The sequence below is a fragment of the Croceitalea sp. W27 genome (assembly GCF_055693185.1).
This window is the reverse complement of the sequence record NZ_CM146327.1, coordinates 2,994,829-3,011,873: the sequence shown is the minus strand read 5'-3', so window position 1 is coordinate 3,011,873 and position 17,045 is coordinate 2,994,829. Positions and strand designations below refer to the sequence as shown.

At 38.3% G+C, this 17,045-nt stretch carries 14 protein-coding genes and 2 tRNA genes; 9 read left to right on the top strand and 7 right to left on the bottom strand.

Features of this window, described 5'->3' with window-relative positions; all coding sequences use genetic code 11:
- Nucleotides 1–20: 20 nt before the first annotated feature.
- Nucleotides 21–728: a queuosine precursor transporter gene (locus ACZ1GR_RS13570; RefSeq protein ID WP_377768036.1), complete on the bottom strand. Its 708-nt coding sequence runs from the start codon at nt 726–728 to the stop codon at nt 21–23.
- 46 nt (nt 729–774) lie between these two features.
- Nucleotides 775–2,535, bottom strand: coding sequence for a signal peptide peptidase SppA (sppA, locus tag ACZ1GR_RS13565; RefSeq protein ID WP_472609472.1), 1,761 nt, complete (start codon nt 2,533–2,535; stop codon nt 775–777).
- 119 nt (nt 2,536–2,654) lie between these two features.
- Here sppA and folK point away from each other — a divergent pair, with 119 nt between their 5' ends.
- Nucleotides 2,655–3,800, top strand: a complete 1,146-nt coding sequence (gene folK / locus ACZ1GR_RS13560) for a 2-amino-4-hydroxy-6-hydroxymethyldihydropteridine diphosphokinase (RefSeq protein ID WP_472609471.1) — start codon at nt 2,655–2,657, stop codon at nt 3,798–3,800.
- Between the two features lie 148 nt (nt 3,801–3,948).
- Here folK and ACZ1GR_RS13555 read toward each other — a convergent pair whose 3' ends face one another.
- Nucleotides 3,949–4,479: an RNA methyltransferase gene (locus tag ACZ1GR_RS13555; protein WP_472609470.1), complete on the bottom strand. Its 531-nt coding sequence runs from the start codon at nt 4,477–4,479 to the stop codon at nt 3,949–3,951.
- A 128-nt stretch (nt 4,480–4,607) separates the two neighbouring features.
- On the opposite strand from ACZ1GR_RS13555, the gene mutS reads away from it, so the two are divergent.
- The 3 genes from mutS (at nt 4,608) to ACZ1GR_RS13540 (ending at nt 7,537) form a co-directional block, all read left to right on the top strand.
- Nucleotides 4,608–7,190, top strand: coding sequence for a DNA mismatch repair protein MutS (gene mutS / locus ACZ1GR_RS13550; protein WP_472611819.1), 2,583 nt, complete (start codon nt 4,608–4,610; stop codon nt 7,188–7,190).
- A gap of 109 nt (nt 7,191–7,299) precedes the next feature.
- A tRNA-Gly gene (locus ACZ1GR_RS13545) sits at nt 7,300–7,372 on the top strand.
- 81 nt (nt 7,373–7,453) lie between these two features.
- Nucleotides 7,454–7,537, top strand: a tRNA-Leu gene (locus tag ACZ1GR_RS13540).
- A gap of 92 nt (nt 7,538–7,629) precedes the next feature.
- On the opposite strand, the gene ACZ1GR_RS13535 is transcribed toward ACZ1GR_RS13540, so the two are convergent.
- Nucleotides 7,630–8,028: a hypothetical protein gene (locus ACZ1GR_RS13535; RefSeq protein ID WP_472609469.1), complete on the bottom strand. Its 399-nt coding sequence runs from the start codon at nt 8,026–8,028 to the stop codon at nt 7,630–7,632.
- A gap of 92 nt (nt 8,029–8,120) precedes the next feature.
- On the opposite strand from ACZ1GR_RS13535, the gene ACZ1GR_RS13530 reads away from it, so the two are divergent.
- From ACZ1GR_RS13530 to ACZ1GR_RS13520, 3 genes are all read left to right on the top strand, one after another.
- Nucleotides 8,121–8,759, top strand: coding sequence for a phage integrase N-terminal SAM-like domain-containing protein (locus ACZ1GR_RS13530; protein WP_472609468.1), 639 nt, complete (start codon nt 8,121–8,123; stop codon nt 8,757–8,759).
- Nucleotides 8,720–9,247 carry a tyrosine-type recombinase/integrase gene (locus ACZ1GR_RS13525; protein WP_472609467.1) on the top strand — a complete coding sequence of 176 codons (528 nt, stop codon included), beginning with the start codon at nt 8,720–8,722 and terminating at the stop codon, nt 9,245–9,247. Before ACZ1GR_RS13530 ends, ACZ1GR_RS13525 begins: the two co-directional genes overlap by 40 nt.
- 585 nt (nt 9,248–9,832) lie before the next feature.
- The gene (locus ACZ1GR_RS13520; protein WP_472609466.1) at nt 9,833–10,642 is read left to right on the top strand and encodes a hypothetical protein; all 810 of its coding nucleotides are present in this window, start codon (nt 9,833–9,835) and stop codon (nt 10,640–10,642) included.
- A gap of 267 nt (nt 10,643–10,909) precedes the next feature.
- On the opposite strand, the gene ACZ1GR_RS13515 is transcribed toward ACZ1GR_RS13520, so the two are convergent.
- Nucleotides 10,910–11,965 (bottom strand): IS110 family RNA-guided transposase, encoded by a 1,056-nt coding sequence (locus tag ACZ1GR_RS13515; RefSeq protein ID WP_472608679.1) that lies wholly within the window; start codon nt 11,963–11,965, stop codon nt 10,910–10,912.
- A 190-nt stretch (nt 11,966–12,155) separates the two neighbouring features.
- Here ACZ1GR_RS13515 and ACZ1GR_RS13510 point away from each other — a divergent pair, with 190 nt between their 5' ends.
- Nucleotides 12,156–13,067, top strand: coding sequence for a hypothetical protein (locus ACZ1GR_RS13510; protein WP_472609465.1), 912 nt, complete (start codon nt 12,156–12,158; stop codon nt 13,065–13,067).
- A 281-nt stretch (nt 13,068–13,348) separates the two neighbouring features.
- Here the strand turns inward: ACZ1GR_RS13510 and ACZ1GR_RS13505 are convergent, their stop codons facing one another.
- The gene (locus ACZ1GR_RS13505; protein ID WP_472608679.1) at nt 13,349–14,404 is read right to left on the bottom strand and encodes an IS110 family RNA-guided transposase; all 1,056 of its coding nucleotides are present in this window, start codon (nt 14,402–14,404) and stop codon (nt 13,349–13,351) included.
- Between the two features lie 188 nt (nt 14,405–14,592).
- Between ACZ1GR_RS13505 and ACZ1GR_RS13500 the strand changes: the two genes are divergently transcribed.
- Entirely contained in the window at nt 14,593–15,678 is a 1,086-nt protein-coding gene (locus ACZ1GR_RS13500) for a hypothetical protein (RefSeq protein WP_472609464.1), read from the top strand.
- 160 nt (nt 15,679–15,838) lie between these two features.
- Here ACZ1GR_RS13500 and ACZ1GR_RS13495 read toward each other — a convergent pair whose 3' ends face one another.
- Entirely contained in the window at nt 15,839–16,912 is a 1,074-nt protein-coding gene (locus tag ACZ1GR_RS13495) for an IS110 family RNA-guided transposase (RefSeq protein WP_472609463.1), read from the bottom strand.
- Nucleotides 16,913–17,045: the final 133 nt, after the last annotated feature.

Genomic DNA, 17,045 nt, shown 5'->3' with positions numbered 1-17,045 from the left:
CAATAAAATAAGAAGTTGAATTAATCCAACTCAATTTCTTCTCCTATTTTTAAGTTAAATCTTTTTCGCAATAGATATACGAAAAGATAAAGCAAAGGGGTGTCGAGAAATGCTATAAAAATCTTAAAAATAAACCCACTGATGACCAATCCGTAAAAAAGCTCCCACGGAATCTCACCAAAAGCACATAAAAGCAGTACAACGGTAAAAGTGTCTATGAATTGGGAAGAGAACGTAGAAAAGTTATTTCGCAACCATAAGTATTTGCCTTTGGTCACACGTTTCCAAAAATGATAAATCTGTATATCTACAAATTGCGCTAAGAGATAGGCCATCATTGAAGCAAAAACAGCCACAATGGTATTACCGAAAACATCTGAAAACATACTGTTTGAAACCGGAGACCATTCCGTTGCCGGAACCGCAGAAGCCGTGTAAACAATAGCCAAAGAGAAAAAAGACGCAAAAATGCCGGCAATCACCACTTGGTTGGCCTTGCGCTTACCAAAAATCTCCGAAATTAGATCCGTAATCAAAAAGGTTATCGGGTAAGGCAAAATACCCACGGAAATCTCAAATATCGAAGCGCCAAAAATCTTAATATCTCCGAGAGGGTTCCAATAAAAAAACTTTTGAAAAATTAGGTTCGATACTACCAGTGAGGTAATAAACAAAGCTCCAAGATAGAGGTAAATTTGAAACGCAACTCTTTTGTCTTTTTGGGTCATATTCAAAACACCCCTAAAGTCCCCTCAAGGGGACAATAGCAAGGTTTTATTTTATGTTTAAGGTAAAAGGCATTCTAGTCTGAACTCCCTTTTGTTTAGATAGTTGCTTAAATTCTTTTAAAATCTGAAAAGCTTCATTGCCCAATTCTTCTTTAATGAAAGCTTCACCTACTTTTGCCTTTGCACCACCAAAATCTTCCATTAATTTTTCAAAATCAGATTTATATTTTGGATACTTACGAATACCATAACTTTCTAAATCTACCATTTCGGCCGCTGCAGCAATGGCGTCATCTAAATTTCCTATTTCATCGACCAGGCCTAAATCTTTGGCGTCAACTCCGCTCCAAACACGACCCTGTGCAATAGAATCGACCTCGGCAATCGACATATTTCTACCATCGGCAACACGCTGTAAAAAAGTATCATAAGTCTGTTCAATACCTTCTTGAACTTGATTTCTAAAGGTATCGGTCATCGGCTCAAACAAAGAATAATCGACCGAATTTTTATTGGTACCCACTTGCTCGGCATTCACACCGATATCAGCAGCTAATTCATTTATATTCGGTATCGTTCCAAAAACCCCGATGGAGCCCGTAATGGTTGTTGACTCGGCAAAAATCTTGTCAGCTCCGGCAGCAATATAATATCCGCCAGAGGCAGCTACATTACCAAAAGAAACGACCACAGGTTTTATTTTTTTGGTCAGTTCTATTTCTCTCCAAATTATATCGGAGACCAAGGCACTTCCCCCTGGGGAATTCACACGCATTACAATCGCTTTTACGCTCTTATTATCCCTTGCCTTTTTTAAGGCCTCGTTGACAACTCCTTGTCCAATAAAATCTTTACCGCCTTCACCATATAAAATCTCACCCTGAGCATAGATAACAGCAATTTTATCGGCACCGGTTTTTAAGGTCTTTTTACTGGCTACTTTTGCATAATCTTCAAAATCAACATAATTCAGCTTTGCATCGGCTTCAACAGCAACACTTTCTCTTAACAAGGATTCATATTCATCAAAATACATATTTCCGTCTAAGAGTCCTGAAGCGACGGCGTATTCAGGTGTTCTACCTCCCAAAGTATCTGCAATGACGTTTAAATTGGAAATGTCAATATTTCTTGAAGTAGCGATATCCGTTAGCATACTCGTCCATAAAGAAGTGATCAACTCTTTTATTTGCGAACGATTCGCATCGCTCATGGTGTTCGATAAATAGGGCTCCACGGCGCTCTTGTATTTACCATGGCGAATTACTTCCATTTTCACCCCTGTCTTTTCTTGTAAATCTTTATAATACAATACCTCAGAGGCCAAACCTTTAAAATCCATGGCACCCAATGGGTTTAAATACAGTTTATCCGCGATAGTTGCCAGATAGTAATTTTTTTGTGTATAAAAATCAGAGTATGAATAGATAAACTTACCCTCAGCCTTAAAATCGGCAAGAGCTGCCCGTATTTCTTGTGTTTGGGCCAATCCTGCCTGCAAGAAACCGGTGGTCATGCTTATCCCTTTTATTTTATCATCATTTTTGGCTACCGCTATGGTATGTAGTATTTCATCCAAGCCCTGACCTTCTTCAAATAATGCCCCGAAAGGGTCTGAATCATTTTTTCCTTCATAATCCCTTATAGGCGAATTTAAACTCAACTCCAAAATCGAGTTTTCTTTAACTACCACACCGTCATCGCCACTGCCAACAAGTGCCGCGAAGACAAAAAACATAAAAAATAAAACACCAAAAGCAATCAAGCAGCCTAGAATAGCCGCGAGTAAATTTCTCAAAAACTTCATTTCACTTTATTTAAATCGGCTACAAAGATAACCATTGTTAGTATGTCTCCCTTTTACGAAATATGTTACAGGATAATTGCGTTAGCTCTTCAAATGTTTTAGTTATTTTGCCATGAAATATGAATAATTCGAATCAGGCATATCTATCTATTGGCAGCAACTTGGGCAATAGACACCTAAACCTACAAAAGGCCCTATTAGCCTTGTGTAAAAAAGGAGTCACTATTCTTAAGACCTCAGCGGTTTATGAGAATGCAGCCGTGGGTTTTGATGGTGAAGATTTTTTAAATGCTTGTATCTTGATAGAAACGTCTTTATCACCCTCGGCCCTTTTGGAACAGCTCAAAAAAATTGAGTCTGGTTTTGGAAGAAAAAAAGATGCTGAAGAAGGTTACGCTTCGAGAAACATTGATTTGGATATTCTTTATTTTGATGATTTAATTCTTAATGGGGCGGGGCTCTCCATACCTCACCCTAGAATGACCCAACGAAATTTTGTTTTAAAACCTTTGGCCGATATTGCCCCACAAGTATATCATCCTGTTTTTCACAAAGACACCAGAAATCTTTTACAGGAATGCAAGGACAAAAACAAATTACAAAAAACAGAACACCGGCTTTATAAAAGTAGGATGGAGCTGTTTTCTCAATTACAGTTCTTGGCAATCGAGGGAAATATCGGAGCAGGTAAGAGCACGCTTGCCAAAAAAATAGCCGAAGATTTTAATGCAAAACTCGTCTTGGAACGTTTTGCAGATAATGCTTTTTTGCCAAAATTCTATGAAGACCAAGCGCGCTACGCCTTTCCTTTAGAGATGTCTTTTCTGGCAGATCGTTATCAACAATTTACAGATGACACTTCGCAGTTTGACCTTTTCAAAAAATTCATGGTGAGCGATTACGATATCTTTAAATCACTCATTTTTGCGAAAATTACTTTGCAAAAAGAGGAATTTGAGCTCTACAAAAAGGTGTTCGGTTTTATGTATAACGAAGTTAAAAAACCTGACGTCTACGTCTATTTATACCAGAATACGAGCCGACTTTTATCTAATATCAAGAAACGCGGACGCGACTATGAACAGAATATTAGTGCCGATTATCTAGAAAAGATAAATAGAGGATACTTGGATTTCATTAAAAGCCACCCTCATCAAAACACCTTAATGATTGATTTGGGAACCCTTGATTTTGTTGAGAATAATGATGATTACGAGGTTATCTTGGCACTACTCGAAACACGTATAATCGAGCTTACACATTAAGATAATTTTTAGAAAATATTTGGATATAACGAATGGTTTTTATTTATTAGCACCCTGCTTAGACAGAAACTAACTAACTCAAACTATATGTTATGCCCCTGACCAAAAGTCGGGGGTTTTTTGTTGCCTACCCCACTGCAACTTAAATTTAAACGCTTAGCTTGGTCCAAAAATCCCATACCACTACACCTGCACTCACTGAAATATTTAAAGAATGTTTTGTGCCAAATTGAGGAATCTCTAATACTACATCACTCTTAGAAACTACATCTTGAGATACCCCCTTCACTTCATTACCAAAAACAAGGGCATACGTCTTATTTTCTTCAGTATTAAAATTATTTAGCATAGTAGCATTTTCAGCTTGCTCTATTGCTATCACCTCAACATTTCTTTTTTGGAGTTCTTCAACCAAATCAAGCGTACTTTCACGGTACTCCCAATCAACGCTTTCTGTAGCACCCAAAGCGGTTTTATGAATGTCTTTATGTGGAGGTTTTGCCGTAATACCGCACAGATATATTTTTTTGATCAAGAAGGCATCGGCGGTTCTAAATACCGAACCAATATTGTTTAGGCTTCTAATATTATCAAGAATTAAAATAAGCGGGGTTTTCTTGGCTTTTTTATATCCTTCCACATCTAATCTTCCTAATTCGTCGTTGGCAAGCTTACGCATGAATTTATCCACTTTTGGCCTTATAATATCAACAATGGTTTAAGAAACATTTCGAAGTTCCTATTTTCGGTAAAATTAAACTTTTAGAATTGGCGAGTTCAACGAAAACAAAAAAGGTTACCCCTTTAATGCAGCAGTACAATACTATCAAGACCAAACATCCTGATGCGCTTCTGCTTTTTCGTGTGGGTGATTTTTACGAGACTTTTGGTGAAGATGCCATAAAGGCTGCGCAAATACTAGGCATTGTTTTAACCCATCGTAATAATGGGGGTGATAAAACAGAACTTGCCGGTTTTCCGCACCATTCTTTAAACACGTATTTACCAAAACTGGTAAAGGCTGGTCAGCGCGTAGCCATTTGCGACCAATTGGAAGACCCGAAACAAACCAAAAGTATTGTCAAACGCGGTGTTACAGAATTGGTGACGCCTGGTGTTGCTTTAAACGATGATATTTTGAACGCCAAAAGCAATAATTTTTTGGCATCGGTACATTTTGGTAGAACAAAATTGGGGGTTTCATTTTTGGATATTTCCACTGGGGAGTTTTTAACTTCGGAAGGATCTGCAGAGCAAATTGATAAATTGCTCCAAAATTTTAGTCCCAATGAAATTCTTGTCTCCAAGGCACATAAAAAGGAGTTTTTAGAGCTTTTTGGCAGTCAGCTGCATTCCTTTTTTCTCGAAGATTGGATTTTTCAGGAAGATTATGCCAATGAAAGTTTAACCCAACACTTTAAGACCAAAACACTTCAAGGTTTTGGCGTATCACATTTGCAACACGGTATTATCGCTTCAGGGGCAATTTTACACTATCTCTCTGAAACCCAGCATCGCCAACTACAACATATCAACACCCTACAGCGCATTGCGGAAGAAGAATATATCTGGATGGACCGTTTTACCATACGTAATCTAGAACTGTACCAGTCTACCAATCTTAATGCCGTTACCTTATTGGCAATTATTGATAAGACCATTTCACCCATGGGTGGTCGTCTATTAAAGAGATGGCTGGCACTTCCATTGAAAAATGCTGAAAAAATACAACAACGCCATCAGGTTGTCTCTTATTTAAAAGAAGAGGAGACGCAGCTGCAAAAAATACAGCACTGGATCAAGCAAATGGGCGATTTGGAACGTTTAATTTCAAAAGTCGCTACTGGCAAAATTAACCCCAGGGAAGTCGTCCAGCTTAAAAATTCTTTGGAGGCCGTTGTGCCTATAAAACAGTTGGCAAAAGAAAGCTCGAATGTCTCACTTCAAGAAATTGGACATAAGTTATTTTCTTGCGAAGAACTAAGGAGCAAAATAAAGGAAATGCTCAATGAAGAAGCTCCGATAAACATTGCCAAAGGAAATACCATCGCCAAAGGGTATTCAGAAGAGTTAGATGAGTTGAGAGGTTTGGCATTTTCGGGTAAAGACTATTTGAACAAAATGTTGGAACGTGAAACCGAAGCTACCGGTATCACTTCATTAAAAATTGCTTCAAACAACGTTTTTGGATATTATATTGAGGTACGGAACGCACATAAAGACAAAGTACCGGAAACTTGGATCCGCAAACAAACTTTGGTAAACGCAGAGCGCTATATCACCGAAGAACTAAAGGAATACGAAGCCAAAATACTAGGTGCCGAGGAGCGTATTTTTAGTTTAGAGCAGCAACTTTTTGAGCAATTATTAGTTTGGATGCAAGCACATATTGTAGAAGTGCAGCAAAATGCACAATTAATTGCACAATTAGATTGTCTTTGTGGTTTTGCCCAATTGGCAAAAGATAACAATTACTCACTACCTGAAATTAACGATGGCACTGCGCTAGAAATTAAAGAGGGTCGCCACCCGGTTATAGAAAAACAACTTCCTTTAGGTGAAAGTTATATTACCAATGATGTTTTTTTAAATAGGGAAGACCAGCAAATTATTATGATTACCGGGCCAAACATGAGTGGTAAATCTGCAATCTTAAGACAAACGGCCTTGATTGTCTTATTAGCACAAATGGGGAGCTTTGTACCTGCAGCTTCGGCAAAAATAGGGGTAGTGGACAAAATATTTACACGAGTGGGCGCTAGTGATAATATCTCGATGGGTGAATCTACCTTTATGGTAGAAATGAACGAAACTGCCTCAATTCTTAACAACCTGTCAGAACGCAGTTTGGTACTTTTAGATGAAATAGGGCGTGGAACAAGCACCTATGACGGTATTTCAATTGCTTGGGCGATATCTGAATACCTTCACGAACACCCCTCTCGAGCCAAAACACTTTTTGCGACACATTATCATGAACTTAATGAAATGACCAATACCTTTGTTCGAATTAAGAACTATAATGTATCGGTCAAAGAGTTAAAAGATAACGTACTTTTTCTAAGAAAACTTGTTGCAGGGGGCAGTGAACACAGTTTTGGAATACATGTAGCAAAAATGGCCGGAATGCCACAGCAGGTAGTTCAAAAAGCCACCAAGATGCTGAAAAAACTTGAAAAATCACATTCAAGTGAAGAATTAGCCGCTAATTTAGAAACTGCTCAAAACGAAATGCAATTAAGTTTCTTTAATCTTGATGATCCCTTGCTGGAAGAAATAAAAGAGGAAATTCTTCATTTAGATATTGATACCTTAACCCCTGTTGAAGCTTTGATGAAACTTAACGAAATTAAACGCCTACTCAGTAAAAAGAAAAAGGCAAGTTCTTAAAAAAAGTAGGTGCTAAGAAGTTTTATCTTTTCATTTAAAAATTCTTTTAGATTTCAAGAATTGTATTAAATTTGCATCCGCACTTATGAAAGTGCACGTTCATTAAAATGCGAAAATAGCTCAGCTGGTAGAGCATCACCTTGCCAAGGTGGAGGTCGCGGGTTCAAATCCCGTTTTTCGCTCAATTTCAACTCCGCTCTCTCACCGTGGGTGGAGTTTTTTTATTCTGATACCAATTATCAGGCCATGCCATAGGCAGGCAAGCTCGAGTGGTGGAATTGGTAGACACGTTGGACTTAAAATCCAATGGACATTAGTCCGTGCGGGTTCAAGTCCCGCCTCGAGTACAAAGGGAAAGCCAAGATTTAAGTCTTGGCTTTTTTATTTCAGGTACAACATAGGTACAACAATTCTGTATCTTCAGACTTTAACATTTTAGTTAACTCAATTTGGTGTTCTTTAGATTCTTGGCCATATAATCTTGCCAAGTAACTAAAATAAACTTCTCTTTTCCACCTTCAATTTTTTTTAAAAACCCGTATTCATAAACAAATAGATAAACCTCTCCTTTTTGGTTCTTCCAGTAGTGAGTAAAAAAATTGGAATCAAAATCTAAAAGAATTTTGGCTCTGATTACAGATTTGCCTGCTTTATTATATTCCTTTAGGAGCTTCCGATTCAACTTCAATTGGTTATCCACCTTATTGTAAAAACGTTCAGGCTCTTCTTTTTGCTTTTTGTATTGGTAAGCACTTTTACAATGTAGATTACAGTACTTTTTATCCGTTCGACCTTCTAGCTGCTTGTTACAATACAGACATTTCTTTTGTATTCTCATCAAATTTGAAAGTTAGTCGAATGCTATTCGAACAATATTCGATTAAGATACGACTATATCATTTTCTTTGTTGATATTGTAAAAAAAAAATCATGTTCAAAGGAAGGAGCATTACCCTAAGGCATTTACTAATCGATGGCAGAAAACACATTGGACTCCAGTTTAAATCTGACAAAGTGATTCAAGCTCTTGTTGAAAAATTACCCGCTGTTGTTTGGAATGAGGAATTTGGTATGTACCATATCATGAACAGTAAAGTCAACCTTGGAGTTCTCATCAGTACTTTTCGCGGCGAGGTATGGATTAATGGAAACTATTTTTTCGAGAATAAGGTCGGGCTCAATTCGGAAAAACCCAAGAATATTTCCTGGTATAGAACAAGAGAACTCGAAGAAGGATTCAAAAGATGTCCTAAGGAATATCTAGACAAATTGGAACTAAGAAAATATGCTGACAATACGGTAAAGACCTATGTTCACCATTTCGAAACCTTCATTAACCATTATCGGAACATTAAGCCCCAAGCAATAACCGAAAACGAGATAAGGCTTTACCTGCAAAAACTTTCAAGAGAAGGGCGCTCAAGCTCCTATCTAAACCAGGCAGTAAACAGCATTAAGTTCTATTTTGAAGTGGTTATGGGAATGCCGAATAGGTTCTATAACATTGAACGGCCTATCAAACAAAAAAATTGCCAAAGGTACTCTCGAAAGAAGAAATCCTTAGTTTGATAGAAAATACAAATAATCAGAAACACCGTTGTATTGTTTCTCTATTATATTCTGCCGGTCTACGTAGAAGTGAACTGTTAAACCTAAAATTGGGTGATATAGACAGTAAAAGGATGCTGATTACCATACGGGCAGCTAAGGGCAATAAAGACAGAATGACGGTTTTAAGCCCTACCCTATTGGATGACCTACGTAAATATTACAAGGAATATACGCCCAAGAATTTTCTTTTTGAGGGACCCGGACAGAACGCCTATTCGGCATCCAGTGTATTAAAACTTATCTCTATGGCCGCTAAAAGAGCAGGTATTTATAAAAAAGTGACGCCCCATATGCTCAGGCATAGCTTTGCTACCCACTTATTAGAAGGTGGTACAGACATAAGGCACATTCAATTGTTATTAGGTCACAGCTCGACCAAAACAACCGAAATCTACACTCACGTCGCCGAATCCTCCTTCAAAGGCATAAAAGATCTCTTATCTTAGTTCCACATATATAAGATATATAGATCATATGATCTATATCCTTACGTTGTGTTTAATTTCAAAAAAGGAAAATTATCGAAAAAATAAATATTTACGTTTTAGTCATCATTCTGATTTTTGGAATCATTATTCTTTTTGCGATTTATGGACAAATTAAAAAGAGAAAAGAAGGAAAACAGGGCTGGAAAGTATCTAAAAGAGGAAGGGATGGAATTGTTTACTCTCAAAAAGTTGACGGAGAATGGAAATCTATAGAAGTAGACGGAGAATTACTTCTAGGCAAAATAAGTCATGTTATTTACTTCAAAACCGAAGATGAATGGACTGGTTACCCAAAATGGGCTCAAAATAGGACAGAAATAATCAGTCGGATTAAAATAGTGTTCCCGCCAGCTCGAACGGAATACGAAAACGCATAAAAAACTAAACACAACAAAGGCTAAAATTCATTGCTTGCGGATTTCCTAAACGGAAATCACGCGCAAAAAGCTATCTTTAGGTTCGGCTGGATTGTCCTTCGGACGAATCACCGCAACGAACCTTAGCCCAACCGTTACCCACAAGCTGAAAAACTGAATCAAATAAATGGAGATATTCGATAACATTTGGACATATTTAAGTCCAGTAATTGCATCTTTTTTAACATACTTTATTACTGTTAAAGGAAAAAATAAAGATGTCGATATTGAAAAAGTTAAAAAGCTAAATATCGTAATATCAAATTTATTGGATGTTTGGAATTATTTAGGAAAACTTGAGAATTTTTCTGACTTAAACAAAACGGACTTACCAATACCATTTAAAATTATACCTCATATTTTATTAAGTTCTAAATCCTTAAATGACAAATCTTTTAAAGAATTAGAGAATTCAATAAGCTTACTAAAAGAATATGACCCAATTACTTATTATGAATTGAGTGGAATTGGAAATAGATTTGACGAAATTAAAAATAACTTCATTTTACCATTTTTAAACGCTAAAAACCAAAACGACTTAAATAAAAAAATATCCGAAACTTACATTAAAGAAACTATCGAAGAAATTGAAGAATATTTAATCTCAATTTCAAAACATTTGGGATATAAAACATCCAGAAGAATAAAGAAAAAAATCAATAAGCATATAGAAAACGACCTAGAGGAAACTAAAAAAGAGTTAATTGAAAACTATTATGACTTTATGATGACTTTAATTCCTGAAAATCAAGAAAAACCGACTTTGGAAGAGTTCGAAAAAGAACTAAATAGCCCAGAAACGAAAGAAATGCTTGATAAACAAATGGAGATATTTACTAGTGCTAATTTTGGACAAATAATGAGTATAGTAGCTGAAAATCCATACATTTCAGTTGAGGAAATGAAAAACAATTTAGGATTAAAAGCCAGTGGGTAACAATGTATCCTATGAAAAGCCATAGTCCAGTGTCCCAAAGATAGTTAATATGTAATTTTTATCTTAAACCACTTTTTTCTTTTTAGTATAACTTGCTCAGCATCCTATATGTGATCGTCTTTAAAGTCGTCACCAGCATCTGTATGATTATAAGCTATAATACGTTCAATCACTTGCTAACCGATGTGATGACCTGAATACGGGCCTCACCTACATTGTTATGTGCTTTGAACGTTTGCCTTTAAATGAGCTTGGCTATCATTGTTTTTATTCTACTACCCCTATTTCATAGGGCGTCCTTGTTTTGATAACGGCCAATGTCCGGCTCAATAGCTTTCTGGCCACTTTAACGATTACTTTTTTAACGTTCTTTCCTTGGTGTTTCCTGTAATACCGCTGCATAATGGGGTCGGCACGTATCGCCTGCCATGATGCCTCAATGAAATAACTGCGCACCAAACGGTGCGCACGCATGGCCATTCCCGTATGTTTTAGAGTGTCCCCGCTTTGGTAAATGCCAGGGGAGAGACCAACATAGCCCGCCAGCTGTTTGATGTTCCTGAACCTTCGCAGGTCCCCCAGCTCGCTCAAGATGCCACTGGCAACTATGGGGCCGATTCCCGGGATACTGCGCAGGAGCATATAATCTTCTTTGTAATGTTTCTTGGTCCATTTGCGCAGTTGTGTGGAAACGTCCCTGAACTCCCGGTCGATGAACCTAAAGCTCCGCATGCGGCTCTCCAATGACTCCTTGCCCGTTTGGAACTCAAAGTCCAGGGCATCCAACCAATGCCTGAAACCATGGCTCCAGTGGTCGTTGTCGTACTGTTCGGGCACCTTGATACCATAATAGAGCAACTGCATCTTGATGTAGCTCTTTATCTGGCGCATGTCCTTCACAAGGTCGTTCCTCCTTCGGAACAGGCTGCGAAGCTGCTCACGCTTGGGATCCGGTACCTCGATACCGGCCAACCTGCCGTCCTTGAGCTCCCTTGCCAATAGTTGCGCATCTATGCTATCGGTCTTGGTATGGCGCTCCTTGCCACGGCGGAAAACATCCGCCGGGTTCACTACCATTGAATCCCAACCATAGGACTCAAAACAACGGTGGGCGGAATAACCGCAGCAGCCCGCCTCATAGACAGTGCTGACATGGTGGCCACCATAGTACTTGTTCACGTAGCTCTCCAATTGATAAGCGTCCGGAACCATGGAAAAGGTCTTGCCCATTCCGATATCAGTGGCACAATGTACCTTCCAGCTCCGTTTGTGGATGTCAATGCCAATGTATAACTTAGGTGTTGCAGTAATTTGAGTGTCCATATCTTAAGTTTTTTGCTAACCTTTAAGATACTCGACTTACTGCTTTTTCATAGATGCTAACCGCAATTACGGCGGATTCGACTACGTCCGAATCCACTCGGAATTGCTAAAGTCTGTGCCAAACCGAAAATTAACGCATATTAACCCGTAACTGACGGTTATACTAGACCGTTGTGGGTAATTTAACTGAATGACCGAGAAAGATTTAAACATATTAAAATCATTATTGGAACGGACTGAAAACCTTCCCGATATTCTGCATTTAAGAGCAGCACCTTTAGGTTATGAATTAACCCAAAATGATAAAGATTTACTTCTAGACACTTATCAGAAGTTAGATGACATTTTAAAAGAAGTTGCAGCCTTTATCAACGTCAAATTTCCAGGTAGACAAGATTACATACAACCTTGGAATAAAATAGATTTTGACACAAAGATTGGTGGAATGAAAATAGTTACGACTGACAGAGAACACACCAAATCAGCGTGGAAAAAAGGAATGTTTGACTTAAAAAGTTTAATAAAATCACTTATTAACGAAGTCAGACTTCTTGTTGATGAAGAAAATGAAATGAAAAGAAACCCATTATTTGATGAAAATGAATGGAAAAAATATTTGGACAAGCGACTTGAAAAAAGAGCTGACGAAGCGGATTTTTTTCTTGATATGATAATAGAGAAAGGACTTATCAATTTAGACAAGTCATCGGTAAGAAAGCATTTTAAAAGCTGGTTTAAAGAGACTCAAAATTTTGATTTACAATTTAAAGATGGAGACTTTGCAATTGAAGATGGAGATATTCAAATTGTTCCCGATTTCGACAAAAACAATATTCCTGAATTTCTAAATTGGTTCGAAAAGAAAGGCAATAAATTTATGGACTATTTAAAAGAACAAGGTGTGAATGTAAAGAAAGGTGCAAAAGAGACAATTATCAATAATGGAAACATGATAATTAACAAAAAATCGAAGATTGGAAAACAAACTCTCAATAACGGAAAAGAGGAAAAAGAATCGAATTGGTCAAAGGCAAACGTTATTATAGCTTTAATTGTTGGAATAGCAACAATAGTTGGAATCGTTTGGCAAATAATGAATTAAAAAACTACCCACAACAATGGCTCCTATGAAAAGCCATAGTCCAGTGTCCCAAAGATAGTTAATATGTAATTTTTATCTTAAACCACTTTTTTCTTTTTAGTATAACTTGCTCAGCATCCTATATGTGATCGTCTTTAAAGTCGTCACCAGCATCTGTATGATTATAAGCTATAATACGTTCAATCACTTGCTAACCGATGTGATGACCTGAATACGGGCCTCACCTACATTGTTATGTGCTTTGAACGTTTGCCTTTAAATGAGCTTGGCTATCATTGTTTTTATTCTACTACCCCTATTTCATAGGGCGTCCTTGTTTTGATAACGGCCAATGTCCGGCTCAATAGCTTTCTGGCCACTTTAACGATTACTTTTTTAACGTTCTTTCCTTGGTGTTTCCTGTAATACCGCTGCATAATGGGGTCGGCACGTATCGCCTGCCATGATGCCTCAATGAAATAACTGCGCACCAAACGGTGCGCACGCATGGCCATTCCCGTATGTTTTAGAGTGTCCCCGCTTTGGTAAATGCCAGGGGAGAGACCAACATAGCCCGCCAGCTGTTTGATGTTCCTGAACCTTCGCAGGTCCCCCAGCTCGCTCAAGATGCCACTGGCAACTATGGGGCCGATTCCCGGGATACTGCGCAGGAGCATATAATCTTCTTTGTAATGTTTCTTGGTCCATTTGCGCAGTTGTGTGGAAACGTCCCTGAACTCCCGGTCGATGAACCTAAAGCTCCGCATGCGGCTCTCCAATGACTCCTTGCCCGTTTGGAACTCAAAGTCCAGGGCATCCAACCAATGCCTGAAACCATGGCTCCAGTGGTCGTTGTCGTACTGTTCGGGCACCTTGATACCATAATAGAGCAACTGCATCTTGATGTAGCTCTTTATCTGGCGCATGTCCTTCACAAGGTCGTTCCTCCTTCGGAACAGGCTGCGAAGCTGCTCACGCTTGGGATCCGGTACCTCGATACCGGCCAACCTGCCGTCCTTGAGCTCCCTTGCCAATAGTTGCGCATCTATGCTATCGGTCTTGGTATGGCGCTCCTTGCCACGGCGGAAAACATCCGCCGGGTTCACTACCATTGAATCCCAACCATAGGACTCAAAACAACGGTGGGCGGAATAACCGCAGCAGCCCGCCTCATAGACAGTGCTGACATGGTGGCCACCATAGTACTTGTTCACGTAGCTCTCCAATTGATAAGCGTCCGGAACCATGGAAAAGGTCTTGCCCATTCCGATATCAGTGGCACAATGTACCTTCCAGCTCCGTTTGTGGATGTCAATGCCAATGTATAACTTAGGTGTTGCAGTAATTTGAGTGTCCATATCTTAAGTTTTTTGCTAACCTTTAAGATACTCGACTTACTGCTTTTTCATAGATGCTATAAGTAATTGCTTTTTCTCGCCTACTTCTGAAAATCCTCGCGGATTTTCAGTTTGGTGTGTACTTGCAAAGTTAAGTGCTAACCCACGCAACTACTCATAGCCGAGACCGTTGTAGGTAATTAGATAATATGAAAAACGTCTTTTTTGTTCTCGTTCTTCTTGTTTTTTCATCGTTCTCAAATGCCCAAGAATTGATGAATGTCAACCCAATTGAGATCAATACCAAATTCCGAATCAAACTAATAAAGAAAGGGTCGTCCGGTTTTTCATATGAAATTATTTCTAAGGTTCCCTTCAATGATGAACTGAATTCCGGTAAAGCCCAGTCTATCCTTGATGACTCTCTAGAGGTCAATGAAATTCAAGGAATCTTTGCAGTCGGAACATTCGGCAACAAGGAGAGCACTTTACTTGTTTTGAAAAGTGGAAGGAAAGATCCCTTACAGTATAACCTCTTTATTGACCTAAAGGGGAGAAATAAATTCAAAAAGACATCAACTCTACCGCTACACTCGGAATATCCGAGTATTGAAGTTTGGCAAGACTATATTCATGCTATCAAGTTCGCAAGCTTCAAACAGATTGCACTTGGGCAGACAGAGCCTCAAATGGAATTGGATACAACATGTTATAGCGCTTTAAATATCAATCAGGGGAACATCCTTTTGAATGATCAATTAACTTTTTTATCTGAGTTAATTAACAATCAAGAAAAGTCAGCAGTAGATAAAATTAAAAAGTATGAGGATTCTATAAATTCAATTTCAAAATCCTCGTGGGGTTGGGGAGATCAACTTAACATTGTTGACAACAATGGCAGAAAAATTGGAGAACATGTTAAACCAAAAAAAATAAAGGACATATTAGTATTCAAACTAACCGAGTGTCCTTATCTAAGTAGGGAAGTAGGTTATTTTTTTTCAAAAAAAGATAGAAAATTAAAATTTGTTGTCTTTAAATGGCGCCAAAGACGGGTTAATGGATGGCGATCCAGAGATTACAAAAACATGAACGATGATTATAGGTCTAAATATGAATTTCTAAACAAATATTTAAACTTATCACTTGGCCCACCCACAAATAGTTTAAATATAGAAAATAGGAGATATAAAAATAAATGGTTGTCAAATAATGGCTTGAGTGTTGAATCTACCCTGTATATCGATCAATACTCACGAAGTTTAAGGCTTAAAATCTATTTACGGGATAAATAAAACTACCTACAACATTGGCTATAATTCATTGCTACTTTTCGTTAACTTGAAACCTTTAAACAAATAAGTCGGCTGGATTTCATACGGAAAGGTCCTTCGGACATTCTCCGCAACGAAATCATAGGTACTGTGTCAAAAAACAAGTTTTTTCTTTAAAATATTAGGAAACAAGTTGAGTAATCAATTTGTTATCCCGCGCAGCAAGGGCTTCATGCTTTTGCTGCTTTTTTATTTCAAACTCGGCATCATAAACTTCTTCGTTCTTCCATAGGGTGTACATCAATATCAATAGCTTTCTCTGAACCGCTACCAAGGCCACTAATGGCTTCGCTTTTTTAGGCTTCAGTCTATTATAGAATTGTTTCAGTGTTGGGTTACAGCGCACACAGGTCATCGATGGCATATGTAGCGCTGCTCTGATATGACTGTTCCCCTTTTTACTGATTCTTGTTTTTCCTTTGAAATTACCGGACTCTCGCAATACAACATCATAACCGGCATAGCCGGCCAGTTGTTTTGCGTTGGTTATCGATTCAAAACCTAAGGTCTCTCCAACGACCGTAGCAGCCGATATGAAGGAAATACCCGGTATACTCATCATAAAACCAATCTTCCTTTCCAACTCTTCGTTTTGTGAAATAAGCCCTTTCATCTCCGATTCTATCATTTCTATCTGTGCGTTGAGAAGTTTTAATCTGTTCTTGTGTCTCTTTAAAGCTTTGGCATTGCTATAAACACTAGATGCAATGGCTCCCTGGCGATTATTCTCTATCGTCCTGTCCTTTAACAAAGAGCTACGTTCCCTGCTCAATGCCTTTAATGCTTGAAGTGCCTTACTTGGTGGGTTCCAAAGACGAATAGACCTTTCCAGACCAAGCATACTGAGCATCCTACTATCCAGGGCATCGGTCTTAGAGCGTTGATCCAAACTCTGAGCATAACGCTTTACACGACCGGACTGCATCACACAAACATTATAACCATTATCATACAGATAATGGGCTATACCTTGGTGATAGACCCCAGTAGCTTCCATGACGACCAATAGTTCCACGCTAGGGTCAACCGAACCCTTTAGCCAGTTCAAAAGCTCTTTATAACCCAATATATCATTGGGTACATCTGGATGGGAATTGAATTCCTTGACCAGCTTATCCGTTAGAAATCCAAGGGACAATGATAAGTTCAATTTTGAAACATCGATTCCCAAACTTTGTTTTAACCGCTTTTCCATTTTATCATTTTTAAAGCTAAAATCCCCTGTATCATCTTTGCTCGCATTTGATTCGACCTCTATAAATAGGATCTAGGTACTGTTCAGATTCCAAGAAGATTATAGAAGGGCCGAAAACCTATGAAACGATATC